The following is a 15,862-nucleotide window of genomic DNA, read 5'->3' as shown; positions in this document are numbered from 1 at the left end:
GCATGAATTTATCGGCGAGTACCGTAAATTGGCTTATAACGCGTTAATATAAAGCGCTACGTTCGCGTTAGGCTATGACGTAGCTTATTGTTTAGATAATTTGACGGCGAATCGCCCTTGGAGCTCATGCTAAAGCGCTACTTGCCCATCCTTTCGTGGCTGCCTTACTACCATAAACGGTTACTAGGGGCGGATTTACTCGCCGGCTTGATTGTTACCGTCATGGTGATACCGCAATCGCTCGCTTATGCGCTACTCGCAGGTCTGCCTGCGGTAGTGGGTTTGTACGCCAGTATCCTGCCACAACTGGTATACACCCTATTTGGCACCAGCCGCACCCTGGCCATTGGCCCGGTGGCCATCATTGCGCTGATGACCGGGGCCGCCCTTTCGGCTGTCGCCACGCCTGGTAGCGATGCCTATCTTCAGGCTGCGCTGGTACTGTCGTTGCTTTCGGGCGTCATGCTGGTAGCCATGGGGCTACTCAAAATGGGCTTTTTCAGCAATTTCTTGAGCCACCCTGTGATTTCGGGTTTTTTAACAGCCTCTGGCATTTTGATTGCGGTCAGCCAGCTCGGCAGCCTGTTAGGCATTGAAAGCAGCGGGTTTACCCTGGTCGAACGCTTGATAACGCTCACCCCTCACCTTAATGCCATCAATGTGCCTACGTGTGCCTTGGGCGTTAGCACACTGGTGTTTTTAGTCTGGCTTCGACGACATGGAAAATCGACGCTTCGGCGACTGGGACTGCGTGACAGCGTGGCTGATCTGGTGGCCAAGGCAGGGCCCGTTATCGCCGTTGTTGCCACCACGCTGGCTACTTGGTATTGGGGACTCTCGAACCAGGGGGTCAGCGTCGTGGGTGATGTACCCGCTGGCCTCCCCGCTTTCAGCCTACCTTGGGCCGACACCTCACTGTGGCGAGCGCTTTTCATACCGGCTTTGTTAATCAGCCTGGTCGGCTTCGTCGAGTCGGTTTCGATGGGGCAAATGTTGGCTGCTAAACGGCGCCAGCGTATTTCCCCTAATCAGGAATTGATCGGGCTCGGTGCTACTAACATAGCCGCTGCCATCAACAACGGTATGCCAGTCACCGGGGGCCTTTCACGCACGGTGATTAATTTCGATGCGGGCGCCCAAACGCCAGCCGCTGGCGCTTTTGCCGCCCTAGGCATTGCATTGGTGACGATGGCGTTTACCGGTTGGCTTTACTACCTGCCGATTGCCACTCTGGCGGCGACGATTACCGTATCTATTTTAACCCTCGTGGATATTCCCATGCTGCGCCAGACGTGGCGCTATTCGCGCAGCGATTTTTCCGCCATGGCGTTAACCATCACCCTTACACTTGTTGAGGGTATTGAGGCGGGCATCCTGGGAGGCGTTACCCTGTCCATCGCACTCTACCTATACCGCACCAGTCGCCCGCACAGTGCATTGGTCGGGCGAGTGCCTGATACAGAGCATTTTCGCAACGTCGAACGCCACGATGTCGAAACCGTCAGCCGTGTAGCGCTGCTGCGTATTGATGAAAGCCTTTACTTCGCCAACGCCCGATACCTGGAAGATACCCTCTATAACTTGGTGGCTAGTCGTCCCGAACTCGAGCACGTCGTGTTGATCTGCTCCGCGGTTAACCTGATCGATGCATCGGCCCTCGAGAGCCTTGACGCCATCAATGCCCGCTTAAAAGATTCAAATGTGAAACTGCACCTTTCTGAGGTAAAAGGCCCTGTAATGGACCAACTTAAGAAAAGTGACTTTCTCGACGCCCTCACCGGTCGCGTCTTTCTCAGCACCTACGCTGCATGGCGGGAGTTTTATCAGCCATAGATTTCACAACCGGCAGCCATTGCTGACATCAATTGCTAATATATTCCCGCGGATTACGCGGATAATAGCGTTCGGGCTGGCTTTCCAGATGGGTAAAGTAGCGGGTGTCTTTGTAGGGCATTTTCATAAAACCTGAAACTCCCAACCCTTCAATTTGGCTTACCGATGCAAGCATTCGCGCCAGTAACTTACGAAACTCATTTTCCCTGACGGGATCGAGAAGACGGTAGTAGCTATGAATTTTGAGGTGCCTGGGGAGTGCTTCAAAAATGATCATGCCGGTGTGGTGTATCTCATTAAGTTGCTGTAATACCCGCATAATCGACGCTGGAAGCACTAATAGCTCCTCGGGATCAGGGCCATCCTCGAAATAGCTATGCTGCCGCGTTTGGTCTTCTAGCTCGGGGACGGCGCTCATTTCATAGCTGATCGCCATACCCGGTTCGCAATAAAAAGGCTCTGTGGCTGCTTCCCTTTCCAGGTGCAACGTTTGGCGGGCATTAAATAAGCAACTTTTGAATACCCCTTGACGGTGAATCGCCCGCGCCAAGTGGACCATATTGTTAACCGCTTCGATAAACGCGGGCTTAAGCTCAGGGTTGTGCAGGTTTAATGACGAATCGATATACACCCCTTCCCGCTCCCAGCGCACCGCCAAGCCACCCACCACGGGATATTTACCAAGGCGACTGACCGAGGCCAAAAAAGCTTTTTCTGTTTCGCCCATGCCTTGCATGAACTGTTTGTAATAGCGGTCCAGCTGTACATCGTTGACGTCGTTAAGGGTTTCCGGCGCATTGGCTTCACGCAGAAAGGCCTTGCGCGAACTGTACACGACGGTATCGATTTCATATTCAGCGGGGCGCCCCCACACCGGCACCAGCGGTGATTGTGCCCGGCCGGGCAGATCAATCATTACCACCCTGGCCATGCGAGGCATCGCCTGCAGGAAGTAGTCGCCGGCCTGGCGGCGAATGTGGGGGTCAGGATCCAGCATACCGTCGAGTGTGCGGGCAAACTCCATGGGCAAGCCCAAGGAGTTTGCAGGAATGGCGCGGTGTCCAAAACGGCACGATTGCGCCGACGCCAACGCATAAAGAGTGCCAGCCACGCCCTGCTCGTCAAAGCGCGGTGAAGAAAGCGCGCCGTTTAATTGATCTTCGCCGATAAAGTAAACGTCGCCCAGCCGAGCATTGGTTTGTTGCAGGTTGTCCGACATCAGTTCCATCACGTTAGCGCCGACGAACTGCAACTGGGCATCGAGCTGGGCAAATACCGACGAGCCCCAGTCAATCAATGCAATGGACTCCTCAGCAGGGTCAAAGACCAAGTTGGAGGGTTTGATATCGCCGTGTACGACGGGCCGAGCCTGGGGCCCTGCCTCACAGCGCAGAGCGGCGAGAATATCCGCCAACTGGGCCGCAATGCGCATGATCAAACGGGGCGATAATCGCCCCTCTTTGAGGGATATCTGCTCCAGATTCCAGCCCGGCGCACGTTCCATCACCAGAATGGATTGACCTCGTGACCGTTGATAGGTGATCAGCCTGGGAATGCGTGGGTGCGAGACCTGCTCCAGCATGAAAGCCTCTTCTTCCAGGCGTTCTTGCAGGTGAGTGGGTAGCGTAATACGTGAAAATTTAAATACATAATGGTCGGTCGCGCCTAGGCTGGACGCGCTACCGGCGAACACAAACCCATAGGCACCTTTGCCAATCAGCTCAATGTCTTGATACCCCAACTGGGCAAGCTGTGCCTGGCACAGCGCCACCCAGTCCTTGAGCTTTCGGGCATCGTGATGACTCAGCAGATAGACCGATTGTTCTTCGGGTATGTAGAACTGCTGAAGCGGTGCCTGGGCCATAGTTCGCCTGCGTTAGCCTAGATGAAGAAGCATGGTCTCCGGGGCTTCCAGGAACGCTTTCCAGGCATTGCAGAAACGCGCGATAGTGCCGCCATCGATAAACCGGTGATCCCCCGCCCAGGTGATGGTCATGATCGCGCGCCGCTGCACGTCGCCCTGTTCATCAAAGCGCGGCAGCCACTGGGTTTTGCCAAGCGCTACAATGGCGGCTTCTGGAGCGTTAATAATTGGTGCCGCGTAGGTCCCTCCCAGCGCCCCAATGTTGGAAATGCTGATGGTGCCGCCCTTGAGGTCGGCCTGATCAACTCGCCCCTCCCTAGCCGCGTTGGTTAAGCGTCCTACCTCCCTGGCAATGTCCAATAGCGTCAAGCGTTCAACGCCTTTTACATTTGGCACTAACAAACCGGCTTTGCTATCCACTGCCATGCCGATATTGCACTGGGCATAGTAATGCAGTTCATCGCCTGCGGGGTTGAGTTGTGCATTGATAATCGGCTGCTCTGCTACGGCCAGGGCCATCGCTTTCATGAAAAACGGCATCAGCGTTAAGCGCTCACCGTGAGCCTCTGCTAGAGGCTTCAAACGCTCTCTCATGGCGAGAAGTGCCGTCACGTCTATCTCATCGCCATAGTGAAAGTGCGGAATAGTACTGGCCGCTTCTACCATACGCTTGGCCATCACCGCTCGCATGCCGCGCAGTGGCTCGACTCTGGCCGCTTCACCACTCCCTCGTGAAGCGGTGTACCCAGCGGGCGACACTGATGCCTCAGCCGGTTGGTCTAGGTGCGCCAATACGTCTTCCTTGAGTACCCGACCCTCTTTACCGCTGCCTGAAATCTCCGCCAGACTGAGGTGATGTTCCCGCACCAGCCTTCTGACCGCCGGGCTGGCAGGCACTTTTCCATGCCCTTTTACAGGTGTTGACAATCCAGACGCTGGCACCTCGGCTGGTTTTCCGGTGCTTGACGCTTGAGAGGCTTGGGGCGCGACTTGTTCATCCTTCGACGCGTTGGTCTCGATGGTCACTTCACCTTCCGCCTGGTAGGCATAAAGCGGCGCGTGAACTTTGGCAATTTGCCCCTGCTCGACATACAGTTTGCTGACCACACCCGCCTCAGGTGCGGTAATTTCCACCAGCGCCTTATCGGTCATCACCTCGACGATGGGCTGATCTTCTTCAATGCGATCGCCTTCCGCGACGCGCCATTCGACCACTTCACATTCAACAATGCCTTCGCCGATATCCGGCAGCATAAAATCGCTCATTGTGTTTCTCCCCATGCGTTCTTCGGCCTTTTAAGCCGCTAAAAGTTGACGCTTTCGCGAATCGCTTCAAAGATTTTGAGATGATCGGGCAGATACTCTTTTTCCAGCACCAGCGGGAAAGGCGTATCCAGCCCGGTCACCCGTGCAATGGGCGATTCCAGGTAGAGAAAACAACGTTCCTGTATCGTCGCGGCGATTTCACCGGCAAAGCCACCGGTCAGTGGCGCTTCATGGCTCACCACCAGGCGGCCGGTTTTGAGCACTGATTCAGCCACCGTATCGGCATCCCAGGGCAACAGCGAACGCAGGTCGATAACCTCACAGTTAATGCCCTGCTCTTCTGCCAGCTCCACCGCCTTGCCGATCACTTCCATTTGCGCACCCCAGCCCACCAAGGTAATGTCAGTGCCTTCCTTGATGATTTCGGCTTCGCCAATGGGCAGTTGATAATCGTCTTCCGGCACCTCGCCTACCGCTGCGCGATAAAGCCGTTTAGGTTCTAAAAAAAGCACCGGATCTGGGTCACGAATCGCCGCTAGCAAAAGTCCTTTGGCTTGATAGGGATTGCGCGGCACGACGACTTTTAAACCCGGCGTATGGGTAAAATAAGCCTCGGGCGATTGCGAGTGATAAAGCCCGCCGGAAATACCACCACCGTACGGCGTCCGAATGGTCAAACCGCCAACGTTAAACAGATCTCCTGAGCGGTAGCGGTACTTGGCAGTTTCGTTAACGATCTGGTCGAAGGCGGGAAAAATATAGTCGGCGAACTGAATTTCAGCGACCGGCACTGAGCCTTGAGCAGCCAAGCCGTTGGCAAAGCCAATGATGCCCTGCTCAACCAGTGGCGTATTGAAACAGCGAGCTTTGCCGTATTTTTCCTGTAGATGGCTGGTGGCGCGAAAAACACCGCCAAAGATACCCACGTCTTCGCCAAAGCAGATGACTTTTTCGTCTTCCGCCATAGCGATGTCGAGGGCATTATTGATCGCCTGCAGCATGTTCATTGTGGGCATGTTACGCCTCCCCCTGTGAGTCGGTATCCGTGCTTACGCCAAGGTCCAACGACTTGGCACCGCGGGGATAGGCATCCGGGTAACGGCGAATATGCTGCTTGAGCTGATCAAATTGACGCTGCAACGCCGGTGTTACGTCGGCATAGACATCGCTAATCAATGAATCGAGAGGCGGGGGCGAACGCTTTTCAGCGCGCTTCATAGTATCCAACACTTCGCGGCGCAGACTTTCCTGCTCGCGGGTTTCCTCTTCCTCGCTCCACCAGCCTTTGGCCAAAAGCCATTTCTGCATTCGTAACAGCGGATCTTTTATTCGCCAGGCTTCTTCTTCATTTTTCGAGCGATAGCCTGACGGATCATCGGAGGAAGAATGCGCGGCCAGTCGGTATGTCATGGCCTCAATGAGTACCGGCTGATTGCGTTCAACGGCAAGCTTGCGTGCCTGTCGGGTGGCTTCATAGACCGCCAGCACATCGTTGCCGTCCACCCGAATGACGTGCATGTGGTAGCCAAACGCCCGGGGAGCGATGCCATCGGCGGCGAACTGCTCGACCGCTGGGGTCGAAATGGCGTAGCCGTTGTTGCGGCAGAAAAAAATCACCGGCACCTGATGCACCGAGGCCATATTGAGCGCCGCGTGAAAGTCACCCTCCGATGCAGCGCCTTCGCCAAAAAAGGTCAGTGTACAGTGCCCATTTTCGGCCATTTTTTGACCGTAGGCGTATCCGGTCGCTTGGGGAATCTGGGTGGCGAGCGGTGACGAAATCGTCATGTAGTGAAGCTTGCGCGAGCCGTAGTGAATTGGCATCTGGCGGCCCTTGCCGTAATCCAGTTCATTGCCAAATAGCTGATTCATAAACTCGTCGATGGAGAAACCGCGGTACATCAATGCACCCTGCTCACGGTACTGGGCCATGATCATATCGGCATCGTCAAGTGCGGCGGTAGCACCCACCACGGCGGCTTCTTCGCCCGTGCATTGCATGTAGAAAGACAGTCGCCCCTGGCGCTGGGCCGCGAGCATGCGTTCATCAAGAATACGCGTGGCAAGCATAGCGTAGTACATACGCCTCGCATGAGCTTGTTCTAGCTGAGGAGCGTCAGCCTCGCTATAAAGTTCGCCCTCAGGGCTTAGCAAACTAAAGGTGGGAATCGAGAATTCATCGCCTGTTAGAAAAACAGGCTGGTGCGATTGCTGTGTCATCATTATTGTCCTTGTCGTACCCCTTTTGAGGGCAGTGTTGTCGGTGATGACCATTTATGCCAGTGGATTTATCTGCCATTGGTCAACGCAACACCTGCGACAATAACGCAGCTGAGACACATTAGGGATTCGACTTAAGAGGTATAGAGGCGCAAGCGCAGCCGTTCTTGGATTCGTTCAAACAGACTATCAACGGTCAACGCCAGCAACGCAATCGTCAGAGCACCCTGAACGATATACGCCATATTGCCATTCACAATACCGGCAATAATGGGGTCACCCAAATTGCGTGCGCCTACCGTGGCCCCGATCGCGGCCGTTGAAATATTGATGGTGATGGAAGTACGAATACCCGCCAAAATGACTGGCGCCGCTAGCGGTAACTCTACTTGGCGTAGGACTTGCCAGGGTGTCATGCCCATGGCAATTGCAGCACTTTTAATCTCTTTATCAACGCCTTGCAGCCCCCCTAGCGTGTTGCGCACAATCGGCAGCGTGCCATAAAGTACCAGGGCAACGATGATCGGAAGCGTGCCAAACCCTAAAGCAGGCACTGCGAGCGCCAGCACCGCCACCGGTGGAAAAGTTTGACCCAGCGAGGCGACCTGAGCAACTAAAGGCAAAAAGTTTCGCCCCCACGTGCGCGTTACCATAATCGCCGCCAGCACCCCACACACAGTGGTAAGCAAAGCGGCAACGCTGACCACGAGGAGATGCTGTACCAATAGTGAGGCAAGACTCGCCCGCCGGTAAACAACCTCATTAGCGCTCGGCTCAATAGCACGCAGAAGCGCATCGGCGTAGGGAAACCCCCAAACGCTTACCATCAAGAGTGTGAACCAGATAGCCGGCCACATTGCTTGGTTAACGCCAAGCGATGTATGCGAACGTTTCAACGTGCTATGACTCACGCACTTTTCCTTGCTCAGGTTGAGCTTCTTTTACTATTTTGCGCAACGTGAGTTCACCAACGGGTATGTCGTGTTGATCCACGACTGTGAGGCGATCGGTATGATCGCGCAGCATCATGGAAAGCCCCTGACGCAGGGAAAACGCAGCGGGAATTCGCGACTGTGCGGGTAACGTTGGCCCCATCGGCGACATATGATCCTGGACGCGGGTTAGTGCTGCTTGCTTTAGACCGCGCTCAAGACCACCCAGCAACGATTCGACAAAAGGATCTTTTGGGTGCTGCAGCAATGACAGCGGTGATCCCTGCTGGACGATACGACCCTCGCGCATCACCACTAAATGGTCGGCCAGCCTTAGCGCTTCATCCATATCGTGAGTAACAAACACCACTGTTTTATGCATTCGCGCCTGTAGCTTGGCAAGCTCGTCCTGCAGCTTCTCTCGAGTAATGGGATCCAAAGCACCAAACGGCTCATCCATCAATAAAATATCCGGATCAGCGGCCAACGCACGTGCAACGCCAACACGCTGCGCCTGGCCTCCTGAAAGTTGATGAGGGTATTTATGAGCGAATTCGTCTATCGGCAAGCCTAGAAGGCTCATTAACTCTGCAACCTTTGCCTGAACATCGGCCGTTGACCAATTAAGCAAGCGAGGTACCAAGCCAATATTGCGTGCCACCGTCCAATGCGGAAATAGCCCGGTATGCTGAATAACATAGCCAATACGCCGCCGCAGCTTAACTGGATCGTAGGCTGTAATCGGTTGACCGTCTAATATGATCTCACCATCGCCATGCTCAATAAGACGATTAATCATCCGCAACGTCGTTGACTTGCCGCACCCGGAGGTACCCACGAGCGCACAAAATTTTCCTTTTGCAATGCGCAGTGAAATGTTATCCACTGCCGCAACGTCACCAAAATGTTTGGAAACGTGGGCGAGCTCGATCATTCGTTTTCTCCAGGCCGTATGGTGTCTTTCGGCCGAAGAGCATCAGCTAAAGCCCCCAGCCCGGCATCGGCCATCAGCGCAAGTATTAGAATCGGCAGTGCACCCAATAGCACCATATCCATGGCCGCCTGTCCCAAACCTTGGAAAATAAAAGCCCCCAACCCTCCCGCGCCGATCAACGCAGCAACAGCCGTTAGACCAATCGCTTGAACCGCGGTAATCCGTATACCTTCCAGCAGCACCGGTAAGGCAAGCGGTAAGCGGACTTGCCAGAAACGTTGGCTATTGCGCATACCCATCCCCCTTGCGGCTTCGAGGGTCTCCGGGCTTACCTGCTCAAGGGCAACATAGGTATTACGCACCATGGGTAATAAGCTATAAGCGACGAGCGCCAGCAATGCCGGTGCCCAGCCAATACCGCTAACGCCGAGCTGTGACAGCAATGGCCATTGAGCCGCTAGCCACGCCAAAGGGCCTAGCATTAACCCGAACAGTGCAATGCTGGGTATCGTTTGCAAGAAGTTAAGTAGCCCAAAGGCGATCTTTTGAAATTTAGCGTAGCGCCGCATCAGCATGGCTAACGTCAGTCCTAAACCAATACTGATAGCAACGGAAACGCTCACCAATGTTATATGTTGGCGCAATGCTCGCCAAAACTCATCGTCTCGGGCGCGAAACTCCTGCCCCAACGCCAAAGCCTCGAGTCCCAGCATAGCGCACAGCCACCATATGAGTACTACGCCTAGCAATAACATGACGGTCCATCGCCGGGGTAGCATCAAGCGCAAACGCAGTTCAATCCAACATAGCAGCAATAGTGATAGCGTTACCCAATAGGCCATCCCAAGATTAAGTCGTGCCTGAGGGGTATCGCTGCTTATCAGCCGATTACTGGCAACCATTAAGCCAAATGGCATTAAAAAAAGCAGTAAGGAAACGCCGACTAAAGCAATACGATAACCCTGCTGGTTTGGCTGGAAGGCTAGCGCCAGTAAAGTGATAATGACACTACTGACTAACAGTGCCCCCAACCAGCCGACTGCCTCAATCAAGCCAGCGCCTTCCCCACTCACGATACGATTAGGCGCTATGCTAACTAGATCAAACACCCAAATAGCCAACAGCATCACGCTGAATAGCAACACCAAAACACTATTTGGCTGCCACTGCCGCCAAGACACCTGAGGGGGACTTGGCAATGCATCCAATAACGACATTCAGTCGTCGTCCAAGCTATCGAGGTAATCGCTTGCGACCTTATCCGGTGACATGCCATTCACTGCTACATCGGCATTGAGCTTCTGTAGCGTTTCGAGGTCCAGGGTGCTAAATACATCTTCAAGCAACGAATCGATGTCAGGATACGCTTCTAACACACTTTCGCGCACCACCGGGGCAGGCTGGTATACCGGTTGTACGCCCTTTGAATCTTCAAGCACCACAAGCCCTAGGGCACTTAAACCACCATCAGTACCATAAGTCATCGCTGCATTGACACCGTTGGTTTGCTCGGCTGCTGCTCGCATAGTGGCCGCCGTGTTACCGCCAGAAAGCACGAGAAGCTGGTCTTCGCTGAGCTCAAACCCGTATGCTTCCTGAAATGCGGGCAGTGCCTGCTCAGACTCGACAAACTCCGCACTTGCCGCAAATTTAAATTCGCCGCCCTCCTCAAGGTAGGTAGCCAAGTCGTCGAGCGTTGATAGGTCGTTCTCCTCTGCTACGTCGCTACGCACGCTCATAGCCCAGGTATTATTAGCACTCGCCGGGGTTAACCAGATCAAGCCCTGTTCTGCGTCGCGTTCGCGGACAGTCTCATAGGCTTGCTCGGCATCTTTCCACACGTAACTGTCGGCCATATCGAAGAAAAAGGCCCCATTACCCGTATATTCGGGGTAAAGGTCTATTTCTCCTGCTTCTAAAGCGCTACGTACGACACTGGTACCGCCAAGTTGCAAACGGTCTTCGGTAGGAATGTCCTGCCGCTCCAGTGTTTGGATGATCAGCTCACCGAGCACTGACCCTTCCGTGTCAATTTTCGACGAGACCACTACCTCATCGTCAGCATTAACCAAAGATAACGGTATAAATGAAAAACAACCGATAGCGATAGTTGATTTGGTGACAAAGCGCATTGTTATCATCCTTTTAGCATGAACTCTTTAGGAGTATATGCCCGTCGTGCGTTGAAGTCAGATTCCTCTCGCCGGGCAATCTAGTGAGAAGTATCAACCACCCAGGTCGTCCCTTCCCGTGAATCTTTAAGAATAACGCCCTGTGCCGCCAGTTCATCGCGAATCGCATCGGCTTGAGCAAAATCTTTATTGGCCTTTGCCGCCTGACGCTGAGCAATTTTGTCATTAATTGCGGATTCACTGATTGCCAGATTTTGTTGCTGTGAGCCCTTCAAGAATGCGTCAGGCGATTGCTGGAGAAGCCCTAACACGCTGGCTAACTCCCTTAACTCAGCCGCCAAACTTGACGCTTTTTCAGGTGTCTCTTGCTTAGCTCGGTTAATATCACGCGCCAAGTCGAACATTACCGCTAACGCGTCAGGGGTATTGAAATCGTCGTCCATCGCCGCCGTAAAACGTTCACGGTAGGCAGCAACACCCTGGTTATTAGCCGTACTTGGGGGGCAAATCTCCACCCCCTCAAGCGCTGTATAAAGCCGCGTTAATGATTTCCGGGCCTCTAAAAGCGAATCCTGCGAGTAGTTGATTGCGCTGCGGTAGTGGCTGGCGACCAATAAATAGCGCACCACTTCAGGGTCATGTTCTGTCAGCACTTCACGAATCGTGAAGAAATTACCCAACGATTTCGACATCTTTTCCTGATCAACCCTGACAGCACCTGCGTGCATCCAGGTGTTTACGTAGGGCTTGCCCGTAGCCGCTTCAGATTGAGCTATTTCATTTTCATGGTGGGGAAACGTCAAGTCCGGTCCCCCGCCATGAATATCGAAGGTATCACCCAGGCAGCAGGTCGACATCGCCGAGCATTCAATATGCCAGCCAGGTCGGCCATTTCCCCATGGGGAATGCCAATGAGCTTCACCAGGCTTGGCGGCCTTCCATAACACAAAGTCGAGAGGATCTTCCTTGTGCACGTCAACGTCGACGCGGGCACCGGAACGCATGTCATCCAGCTGGCGGTTATTGAGCTTGCCGTAGTCGGCAAAACGCCGAACGCGATAATACACGTCGCCGTTATCTGCCGAGTATGCATAGCCTTTTTCAACCAGAGTCTCGATCATGGAAATGATATTGTCGACGTGCCCAGTCGCTCGTGGCTCATGGCTAGGCGGCAACACATACAGACGAGCTTCATCCTCGTGCATCGCCTCAATCATGCGCTCAGTAAGCGCCGAGATACTCTCGTTATTTTCATCAGCACGCTTGAGGATTTTATCGTCTATATCGGTAATGTTGCGCACATAATTAACGTCATAACCACGCTCACGTAAATAGCGGGTAATGACATCGAACGCGACCATAACGCGGGCATGGCCAAGGTGGCAGTAGTCATACACCGTCATGCCGCAGACATACATACTTACCTTGCCCTTTACCAGCGGGGTGAAAGGCTCCTTGCGACGTGTCAGCGTATTGTAAATATGCATATGCCGGTTCCTTAACCTTTCTGTTTGATTTTCGCCCAGCTATCTTTTAAACCCACGGTACGGTTAAACACCAACTGGCCTGGTACCGAGACGTGACGATCTGCGCAGAAATAACCGATCCGCTCAAATTGGAAGCGTGCCTCAGGCCCCGCATCAGCCAGACTGGGCTCACCAATAGCGTTGCAAACAGTTAGCGACTCAGGGTTTAAATGATCCAAAAAGTCGACATCTTTATCGCGGTCGGGCTGCTCGACCATGAACAAGTTGTCGTACAGGCGCACTTCTAGCGGAATACCGTGCTCGGCACTTACCCAGTGAATGACCCCTTTCACTTTGCGACCTTCCGGGTTTTTCCCCAGGGTGTCAAAATCGACCGAGCAATGCAGTTCCGTGACGTCACCTGCTTCGTTCTTGATCACCTCATCGCAACGGATGACGTAGCTGTTACGCAGACGAACTTCTTTACCGGGCGCAAGACGGAAGAATTTTTTCGGTGCGTCTTCCATGAAGTCATCCTGATCGATGTACAGCTCGCGGGTCAGGGGCACCTTGCGCACCGGCATATCCTCACGCGCGGGGTGGCCAGCCACCTCGTAGATTTCTTCATGGTCTTCCGGCACGTTGGTGAGCACCACTTTGAGCGGCTTGAGCACACACATCGCCCGCGGCGCATTGTCCTCCAGGTCCGAACGAATCGCGTGGGTCAACATGGCTATGTCAACCAGGCCGCCGTCGGCGCGGGTCACCCCGATCATGTCGCAGAACTTGCGGATTGACGCGGGCGTGTAGCCCCGCCGGCGCATCCCCGAGATCGTCGGCATGCGGGGGTCGTCCCAGCCGTCCACGATCTGTTCGTCGACCAGCATTTTCAACTTGCGCTTGGAGGTCAGCGTATAGTTGAGGTTTAACCGGGCAAACTCGATCTGGCGGGGTTTGGCCGGCACCGGCAGGTTATCCAGGAACCACTCGTATAGCGGGCGGTGGTCTTCAAACTCGAGGGTACAAATAGAGTGGGTCACGCCTTCCAGGGCGTCAGACTGGCCATGGGTGAAATCGTAGGACGGATAGATTTTCCATTTATCACCGGTCTGATGATGGCTGGCGTGGCGGATACGGTAGAGAATCGGGTCGCGTAGATTGATGTTTGGCGAGGCCATGTCGATCTTGGCCCGCAAGACTTTCTCGCCCTCGCCAAACTCGCCTTTGCGCATGCGCTCCAGAAGGTCCAGGTTTTCGTCGACGCTGCGTTCGCGATAGGGACTCGGCTGGCCCGGCTCGGTCAGCGTTCCGCGATATTCACGGATCTCATCGGGTGTCAGATCATCGACGTAGGCCTTACCCTCACGGATCAAATGCTGCGCCCAGGCGTAGAGCTGATCAAAGTAGTCCGAGGCAAACCGTACGGGACCCGCCCATTCAAACCCCAGCCAACTGACGTCATCCTTGATCGCGTCAATATAGGCCTGCTCTTCTTTGGCCGGGTTGGTGTCGTCAAAGCGCAAATGACACTCACCACCCATCTGCTCCGCCAACCCAAAGTTGAGACAGATCGACTTGGCATGGCCGATATGCAGGAAACCATTGGGCTCCGGGGGAAAGCGCGTCACGATTTTTGTGACCTGGCCGCCCTCAATTTCGTCGCGTACTTGGTTGCGAATGAAGTTCGGCGCTGGGGTGGTCTCGTTGGTCATGGTGGTGTTGATAACCTCATGGTGGATGGCGTGCCTGGCATCGTCTGCTCTACGCTAACGGTATAGCGCTTCGCGGTGCCAAGCAAAACCGTTATTATAACGTGACGCCGATGCACAGCGCCAAGGCGAACGCCTTTATTGAACAGGAATTTATCTATGATCGTATTACAGACTAACCATGGTGACATCACGATTGCGCTTAATCACGAAAAAGCGCCTGCCACCGCCGCCAATTTTGAGCAATACGTTCGCGATGGCTTTTACGACGGCACTCTTTTTCACCGCGTCATTGATGGCTTCATGGTGCAAGGTGGCGGGTTTGATCAGGATTTCAATCAAAAGCCCACTCGCGATCCGATCGAAAACGAGGCGGATAACGGGCTTAAAAATACCCAAGGCACCCTGGCAATGGCCCGTACCCAGGATCCGCACTCGGCCACCGCACAGTTTTTTATTAACGTTGGCGATAACAGCTTTTTAAACCATAGCGGGAAAAATCTGCAGGGCTGGGGTTACGCCGTTTTTGGTGAAGTCGTCGACGGAATGTCTGTTGTTGACGCCATCAAGAGCCTCAGCACTACCCGCCGTGGCATGCATGCCGATGTTCCCGCAGAGGACGTGATTATCGAGCGCGCCTATATCAAAGAAGCGGAATAACCCCTGGGAGCTCTATGCGTACTCTGCTGATAGCTGATATGCACCTGAGTGATGATACCCCTGAGATTAATCAGGGGTTCTATGATTACTTGGAGCACACTGCTAAAGGGGCTGATGCCCTGTACATTTTGGGTGACCTGTTTGACGCCTGGATTGGCGATGACCTTATCGATGCCCCCCATCCGCTGGGGGCTATCGCTCGTGAGGTCATTCAGCGGTTACATAAGCTTAGCAGCGACGGAACCGCTATTTATTTTATACACGGAAACCGAGACTTCCTGATCGGCGAGCGCTTTATTACCGCATGTCAGGCGACTCTATTGCCTGATATAGAAGAAGTCGAGCTCCAAGGTCTGCCCGCCGTCATTCTGCATGGTGACAGCCTTTGCACCCAAGATGACGACTATATGGCATTTCGCCGACAATCACGGGACCCTGAGTGGCAAGCTCAAATACTTGCCTTGCCATTGGAACAGCGGGTGGCGTTAGCCAGCAGCCTGCGGATGCAGTCAGGCGATGCCAATGCTGGCAAGGCGGACGCCATTATGGATGTTACCCACAGTGAAGTCGTTGCACTAATGGAAAGTCATGGGGTTGCAACCATGATTCATGGGCACACCCATCGTCCCAAAGTGCATGACTTGACCGTAGAAGACGTGCCCGCTAAACGCTTCGTACTTGGCGATTGGGATGACCAACACGGTTGGGATATCGTCATTGAAAAAACCAATCATACCGAGCCACGGTTACGTCAATTTCCCTTAAAAAACCCGCCATCGCCCTAATTGAAGGCATAAAAAAGCCGATCATGACGATCGGCTTTTTAATTGGCGGCAAAGACTACGG

13 protein-coding genes are annotated in these 15,862 nt (G+C 54.0%); 3 read left to right on the top strand and 10 right to left on the bottom strand.

Annotation, left to right across the window (positions count from 1 at the left end; all coding sequences use genetic code 11):
* Positions 1-126: 126 nt before the first annotated feature.
* On the top strand, positions 127-1,833 hold the full coding sequence (locus tag GA0071314_RS08920) for a SulP family inorganic anion transporter (protein WP_074396308.1): 1,707 nt from the start codon (positions 127-129) through the stop codon (positions 1,831-1,833).
* 28 nt (positions 1,834-1,861) lie between these two features.
* Here the strand turns inward: GA0071314_RS08920 and GA0071314_RS08915 are convergent, their stop codons facing one another.
* The 10 genes from GA0071314_RS08915 to GA0071314_RS08870 form a co-directional block, all read right to left on the bottom strand.
* Entirely contained in the window at positions 1,862-3,697 is a 1,836-nt protein-coding gene (locus GA0071314_RS08915) for a protein kinase domain-containing protein (protein ID WP_074396307.1), read from the bottom strand.
* A 12-nt stretch (positions 3,698-3,709) separates the two neighbouring features.
* Positions 3,710-4,963 (bottom strand): 2-oxo acid dehydrogenase subunit E2, encoded by a 1,254-nt coding sequence (locus GA0071314_RS08910; protein WP_074396306.1) that lies wholly within the window; start codon positions 4,961-4,963, stop codon positions 3,710-3,712.
* Between the two features lie 38 nt (positions 4,964-5,001).
* Entirely contained in the window at positions 5,002-5,979 is a 978-nt protein-coding gene (locus GA0071314_RS08905) for an alpha-ketoacid dehydrogenase subunit beta (RefSeq protein ID WP_074396305.1), read from the bottom strand.
* Between the two features lies 1 nt (position 5,980).
* Positions 5,981-7,183 (bottom strand): thiamine pyrophosphate-dependent dehydrogenase E1 component subunit alpha, encoded by a 1,203-nt coding sequence (locus GA0071314_RS08900; RefSeq protein ID WP_074396304.1) that lies wholly within the window; start codon positions 7,181-7,183, stop codon positions 5,981-5,983.
* Positions 7,184-7,317: 134 nt separating this feature from the next.
* Complete coding sequence (locus GA0071314_RS08895; protein WP_074398489.1) at positions 7,318-8,040, bottom strand: ABC transporter permease; 723 nt, start codon at positions 8,038-8,040, stop codon at positions 7,318-7,320.
* Between the two features lie 43 nt (positions 8,041-8,083).
* On the bottom strand, positions 8,084-9,049 hold the full coding sequence (locus GA0071314_RS08890) for an ABC transporter ATP-binding protein (protein ID WP_074396303.1): 966 nt from the start codon (positions 9,047-9,049) through the stop codon (positions 8,084-8,086).
* Positions 9,046-10,266 (bottom strand): ABC transporter permease, encoded by a 1,221-nt coding sequence (locus GA0071314_RS08885; protein ID WP_074396302.1) that lies wholly within the window; start codon positions 10,264-10,266, stop codon positions 9,046-9,048. Before GA0071314_RS08885 ends, GA0071314_RS08890 begins: the two co-directional genes overlap by 4 nt.
* Positions 10,267-11,181 (bottom strand): glycine betaine ABC transporter substrate-binding protein OsmF, encoded by a 915-nt coding sequence (gene osmF, locus GA0071314_RS08880; RefSeq protein WP_074396301.1) that lies wholly within the window; start codon positions 11,179-11,181, stop codon positions 10,267-10,269.
* Between the two features lie 80 nt (positions 11,182-11,261).
* Positions 11,262-12,668: a cysteine--tRNA ligase gene (cysS, locus tag GA0071314_RS08875; protein WP_074396300.1), complete on the bottom strand. Its 1,407-nt coding sequence runs from the start codon at positions 12,666-12,668 to the stop codon at positions 11,262-11,264.
* An 11-nt stretch (positions 12,669-12,679) separates the two neighbouring features.
* A complete protein-coding gene (locus GA0071314_RS08870; protein ID WP_074396299.1) occupies positions 12,680-14,359 on the bottom strand; it encodes a glutamine--tRNA ligase/YqeY domain fusion protein in 1,680 nt (559 codons plus the stop codon).
* 156 nt (positions 14,360-14,515) lie between these two features.
* Here GA0071314_RS08870 and GA0071314_RS08865 point away from each other — a divergent pair, with 156 nt between their 5' ends.
* Complete coding sequence (locus GA0071314_RS08865; RefSeq protein WP_074396298.1) at positions 14,516-15,016, top strand: peptidylprolyl isomerase; 501 nt, start codon at positions 14,516-14,518, stop codon at positions 15,014-15,016.
* Positions 15,017-15,030: 14 nt separating this feature from the next.
* The gene (locus GA0071314_RS08860; RefSeq protein WP_074396297.1) at positions 15,031-15,801 is read left to right on the top strand and encodes a UDP-2,3-diacylglucosamine diphosphatase; all 771 of its coding nucleotides are present in this window, start codon (positions 15,031-15,033) and stop codon (positions 15,799-15,801) included.
* Positions 15,802-15,862: the final 61 nt, after the last annotated feature.

This window comes from Halomonas sp. HL-93 (assembly GCF_900086985.1).
Classification (GTDB): domain Bacteria; phylum Pseudomonadota; class Gammaproteobacteria; order Pseudomonadales; family Halomonadaceae; genus Vreelandella.
The sequence above is the reverse complement of the archived record's forward strand: the minus strand, read 5'-3'. Positions and strand labels throughout refer to the sequence as shown.